The organism is Phormidium sp. CCY1219 (genome assembly GCF_055795085.1).
On the sequence record NZ_JAYFEQ010000784.1, the window covers coordinates 1 to 4,994 of the forward strand.

Annotated in this window: 6 protein-coding genes; 3 read left to right on the forward strand and 3 right to left on the reverse strand. The window is 49.2% G+C overall.

What is annotated here, in order from left to right:
• The 3 genes from AC0QH1_RS24015 to AC0QH1_RS24025 form a co-directional block, all read left to right on the forward strand.
• Window positions 1–1,099, forward strand: a 1,099-nt coding sequence (locus AC0QH1_RS24015) for a calcium-binding protein (RefSeq protein ID WP_442957362.1), incomplete at its 5' end; no start/stop codon positions are given.
• A gap of 30 nt (window positions 1,100–1,129) precedes the next feature.
• Entirely contained in the window at window positions 1,130–1,876 is a 747-nt protein-coding gene (locus AC0QH1_RS24020; RefSeq protein WP_324633916.1) for a foldase protein PrsA, read from the forward strand.
• Between the two features lie 176 nt (window positions 1,877–2,052).
• Complete coding sequence (locus AC0QH1_RS24025) at window positions 2,053–2,958, forward strand: MvdC/MvdD family ATP grasp protein (RefSeq protein ID WP_324633917.1); 906 nt, start codon at window positions 2,053–2,055, stop codon at window positions 2,956–2,958.
• A gap of 150 nt (window positions 2,959–3,108) precedes the next feature.
• On the opposite strand, the gene AC0QH1_RS24030 is transcribed toward AC0QH1_RS24025, so the two are convergent.
• The 3 genes from AC0QH1_RS24030 to AC0QH1_RS24040 all read right to left on the reverse strand — a co-directional run.
• Window positions 3,109–3,420: a hypothetical protein gene (locus AC0QH1_RS24030; protein ID WP_324633919.1), complete on the reverse strand. Its 312-nt coding sequence runs from the start codon at window positions 3,418–3,420 to the stop codon at window positions 3,109–3,111.
• A gap of 231 nt (window positions 3,421–3,651) precedes the next feature.
• Window positions 3,652–4,506 (reverse strand): hypothetical protein, encoded by an 855-nt coding sequence (locus tag AC0QH1_RS24035; protein ID WP_324633920.1) that lies wholly within the window; start codon window positions 4,504–4,506, stop codon window positions 3,652–3,654.
• A 252-nt stretch (window positions 4,507–4,758) separates the two neighbouring features.
• The coding region (locus AC0QH1_RS24040) for a hypothetical protein (protein WP_324633921.1) at window positions 4,759–4,994 on the reverse strand (236 nt) is incomplete at its 5' end.

Here is a 4,994-nt window from a genome sequence, read left to right on the forward strand (position 1 = left end):
CCAAAGCAATGCCAGTACCGAAGCCAGCAGCAATTCCAGCAATGCTAGCACTTCGGGAGAAAGTGCCGATGCGGGGGGGAATAGGGAAGCAACGAACCCCAGACCTCCCACTGACGGGGAACCCCCTGCTACGGGGAATTCCGGAGAAAGCAGCAGTTCGAGCAGTGCGAGGGCGGAGGTGGATGCTAGCGGTGCGGAGAGTAGTAGCGAAGCGATCGCCACCTCACCCACCGGAGAAACTACCAGCTCTCAGGCGTCGGATTTCTCGGCTGAAGGAACCTCTGCGGAAGGCAACGCCACCGCCACTGCCGCCGGAGAGTCCGCGAATAGCACAAGCGCTACATCGGCGGCAACCGAGGCGCAAGCGCCTTCTGGTCTCACATCTATTGCCGTACCCACGATTCCCCCGATGCCCGCCGAGAGCGAAGAAGATAATATTGCTGCAGCGGAGTTTACACAGGAGTCTGGATTGCCGTCGGATTCATCCACTACAGAATCGTTTGCGATCGCTTCAGGTTCGGCGGCGGGAGACCAGATGCAGGGGAGTGCTAGCCGTGACAACATTCAGGGCAACGGTGGAGAAGACTACCTGCGCGGAATGGAAGGGGGCGATCGCGTGTTTGGCGGTGCAGATGCCGATATACTCAATGGCAACCAAGGCGACGATACCGTAATCGGCGCAGAGGGCAACGATATCATTCGCGGGGGCAAAAACCATGACTCCCTGATTGGCGGAAATGGTGATGATGTGCTGGTGGGCGATTTTGGTACCGATACCTTGACTGGAGGTTCGGGTGCGGATACCTTTGTGATGCGAACTGCAACCGTTGTCAGGGATCCGCTACAAGCTGATGCGATCGCCGATTTTAATCCGGCAGCCGGTGATAAAATAGGGTTAACTCAGGGCGTTTCTGCCGAAAACGTCGCGTTTGAGGCATTGGATTCCAATAACGATGGCATCGCCGACGCTACCGCCCTGAAACTGAACGAGAACGCCTATTTAGGGGTGGTTCTCAATACCGTCGATGCAGGCGGGAACACCACATTAAACCCTGCTGATTTTACCCCGGTGTCAGAAGATATTCTGGCAATGGGATAAAACCGCTGGCTTCAGGAGAAACTTGTTACCATGACGGATTTATCAAAAGTACCAATCGAACCCCAAGAATTTATTGAATTTCTCAAAAAAGAGATTCAACTCAAGCCAATTTCGCAAAAGATTTTGCATCAAAAAGTGGTGGAACGAGCGGCGCAGGACCGGGAGATTACCGTACCGGAAGAAGAAGTTCAGGAAGAAAGCGATCGCTTCCGGCGCGACAATCGCCTGGAAAAAGCAGAAGATACCTTAGCGTGGCTAGAGGCGCAAATGATTTCCCCGGAGGATTGGGAACGGGGAATTCGCGATCGCCTATTGCAAAAAAAGTTAGCAGCGGCGCTATTTGACAAAGATGTGGACAAGTATTTTGCCGAAAATCGCCTGGATTTTCAAAAGGTTTTACTCTATCAAATTATTGTCCCTTCCGAGGAAGTTGCTCGAGAATTGTTTTATCAAATAGAAGAGCGCGAAATAAGCTTTTATGAAGCGGCACACTTTTACGATATCGACGAAAGACGGCGAGTTTTGTGCGGGTGTGAAGGCAAAGTCCCGCGATCGAGTTTACCACCGGAAATTGCAGCGGCGATATTTCGCGTTTCGATTGGCGACATCGTAGGACCGGTGAAAACCGAGGCGGGCTATCATTTGTTATTAGTCGAAGAGTTAATTCAACCGGAACTGACGTCAGAAATTCGCCAACAAATTATCGATCGCATGTTTGCCCAATGGCTGGAAACGGAAGTGAACTACATGATTCATAACGAGTTGGAAGCCAGCTAGCTGAAAAAGCCCCTAAATCAGGGTGGGGCGTTAACGTTTGAAGCCCGCCTACGGGGGCTAATTTAAAACAGACTTTTTCCTCGTTTCCAGGGTTAAACCTGAGAACGAGGAATTTTACCATTTCTGGAGAATTGGGATAAAATGGGGTGATAGAAAAGGCATTAGCAAGACAAAAAATGAACGTATTAATTTTAGGAAATGGCAAAGATGGCACGGCGGCACATTTGCATCGAGCTTTGAGCGAAGCCGGGGCAACAGTTGATTATTTAGACACTCGTTTTTTTCCGACGAAATTGCGAATGTGTTGGGAACCCAGTGCGGGGGTGGGATATTTAACCCTTCCCGGAGGGCGGCGGATGAACCTGGAAGACATTCACAGCGTATTTTGGCGCACGTTGGGGGAAATATACGTTCCGGATTTGGAAGATCCGCATCAACAAAGGGTGGCGTATAATGATGGGATGAGCATGCTGCGATCGCTGATTCAACTGTGCCCCGCCCGGTGGATAAACTCCTGGGATGCCTATCAGTTTCACAAGGAAAAACCCCGCCAGCTCACCCGCGCCCAGCAACTCGGCGTCACCATTCCCGCCACGGCGATCGGCAACGATCCGCAAGCGGTTATCGAGTTTGTTCAGTGGCGAGAACGGGTGATTTTTAAGCCGGTTTATGGCGGCGCGCATACCCAATTGGTCAGCCCCGCTCATTTAGAACCGGAACGGCTCAATAGCGTACTGAGTTTAGCCCCCGTGACCCTACAGGAGTACATTCCGGGGACGAATATTCGCAGTTACGTCATTGGAGATGCGGTGTATTCTGCGGAAATTCGCAGTCCTTCGGTAGACTTTCGCGAAGATAAAGAAGCGCAGTTAATTCCGGTGGAAGTGCCGGAAATGATTCGCGAGCAATCTGTGGCTATTACCCGGGCATTTATGATGGAGTGGACGGCGATCGACTGGCGTTTAACCCCTAGGGGCGAGTATTATTTTTTGGAGGCGAATCCCAGTCCGATGTTCGTCCATTTTGAAAATCAAACCGACTATCCCATTACTCGGGATTTGGTTAATTTGTTGATGCAATAATTCACCTTACTTCGTAGGGTGGGCATTGCTCACCCTACCCCTCGAAGCCAGATTGGAAAAATTTTTATTCGATAAAAATAAAGCAGCACGCCGCAAAATTCGTGCTGCTTTATTGTTGAGGTTATGCATAGTTAAAATGCTAACCTTGCCTTACATCATGGCAAAGTCGCCGCCTTCTTCTCCTAAAGCCATCGTGGTATAAACGGGGGGTTCTTCCGGTTTGGGTTCTGGTGGCATCGGAAAGTCAATTGGAAAGTCAATTGGGGGGTGCATGGGAGGCTTTATAGGACGAGGATAGGGCTTCGGATGCCAGCCATAACCGCCTTCTTCTCCAATGGCGAGGGTGGTCACTACACTATAAGCACCGCCGACTTTTTCCGCTTCTTCTTCTGTCAGTTGTTCTTCAAATTCTAACTCTTGCGGTTCTAAGTCGTTGAATTTGCGATTAAATGGGTGATTCATGGTTTTTTTCCAGTCAGTTGCTTGGTAATTTGTTTTTACTATTGTTATGTTATCGACTGGAAGGGAAAACATGTGGCCAATTTGGCAGTTTTTTTCGTCAAGTAAAATTGGGTATCCGAGGAGGAATGTAAGGTAAACGACCTTCTGTAATGCCCTAAATTATCCTAAATACGGTTGTTTGCAGGTCACCAGCAGATGAGCGCGCCGGGTTGGTGTAAAAAGGTTTGGAAGTCAATTGTTTTCTTTCGTAGTTTGAGACTTTAAGCGAATTCCGAGCAATCCGAGAACCATAAAACCGAGAGTTAAAGACGGTTCCGGCGCTTTAACGGCAACTCGAGTATTCTTGAGTTCGACTAAACTCAAATGAGTGGGACTGTTGAAAGAACGCTTCACTGAGCCTTCCACGCCTATCCCGGCAAATTCTTGCAGTCCACCAAACTCAGTATGGGATGAAAAATTAGCGGTGACAGTGGGGCTATTCTGATAGCCGATAAAGTCAGTATCTAAGTCAGTTTCTAACGCAGCAGATAAACTGACAAAATCCAACAATTGCTGATTTTCCGGTTGGCTGCGATCGAGTAATAAAAATGAAATATCTGCTGCGGCTTTTGCTGCTTCTCCCGGAGAATTTTCGATGGAAGTTGCTAGCTGTAAACCTCCGCTAAAATCAAAGTAAAAGTCTTCGGCTTCTGGGATAAAAAAGTTGCCGATTACCCGGGCCTCACTTGCGGCGAATCCTCGGTAGTCGTGACCCTCACCAAACGCTAAACTGGATGATTCATTCCAGGCGACGGCGGGATAGTTGGGGGGATGGAAAAACACTGCTTCAGCGTTACCCACCGCCGCCACCGATCCGGCGGGTTTGGCCCAGGTCCAGGTATCGGTTCCTGCAAAGGTATGACTGGAGGTGGGGCTGTGGCTGAAGTTGTCGAAGTAGAATTCACTGTGAGATGCCGCAAAGGTTGCGCCATAGGCGGGTGCGCTGGCGATCGCGGTACTAGTGAGAACGGGGGCGGCGATCGCTAGTAGCCGCTTTGCCAGTCTTCCGGGATAGTTTGTGCTGCGATCGCTTGTGTGCCATAACATAGGTTTTTTCCTCCAGCAATTTTTATTTTTCCATTACCCCTAACCTAGCCCACCACCTGGAGAATGAGTTGCCATTTTGGCAGGTTTTTGCCTAATTTTTTTAATACAAAAAAAATAGAAAGATTCCTCTCGTAATTTTACTGAAATTTTACAATTAAAACTCATAAATTATCCGAATTTTTACAGAAAAAATCGCCAGTTTGTGTTTCAACTGTTAACTTCCGTTAAGCTTGTTGGCCAGTGGATTGTTAATTAGAAAAAATGGCGATCCACTGTCACTGTAGCGGGAATGCGATCGCGATCGGGCATTGCGTTCCATGCATTATTGGATCCATGTAGCGGTAGGGTGGGAATTGTTCGCCGATTGACGACAATGGTATAATATCGTCTCTGGTGAATCTTTTGCCTTTCCCGAGGCGGAGCCTCGCAAAGAGCGTTCCCAGGCTGGAGCCTGGGAACGAGTTGGAGGCTGGAGCCTGGGAACGAGT

Excerpts from the sequence above, each read along its gene's own strand:
- AC0QH1_RS24020 (WP_324633916.1), top strand. The coding sequence starts at position 1,130 with ATGACGGATTTATCAAAAGTACCAATCGAACCCCAAGAATTTATTGAA.
- AC0QH1_RS24025 (WP_324633917.1), top strand. The coding sequence starts at position 2,053 with ATGAACGTATTAATTTTAGGAAATGGCAAAGATGGCACGGCGGCACAT.
- AC0QH1_RS24030 (WP_324633919.1), bottom strand. The coding sequence starts at position 3,420 with ATGAATCACCCATTTAATCGCAAATTCAACGACTTAGAACCGCAAGAG.
- AC0QH1_RS24035 (WP_324633920.1), bottom strand. The coding sequence starts at position 4,506 with ATGTTATGGCACACAAGCGATCGCAGCACAAACTATCCCGGAAGACTG.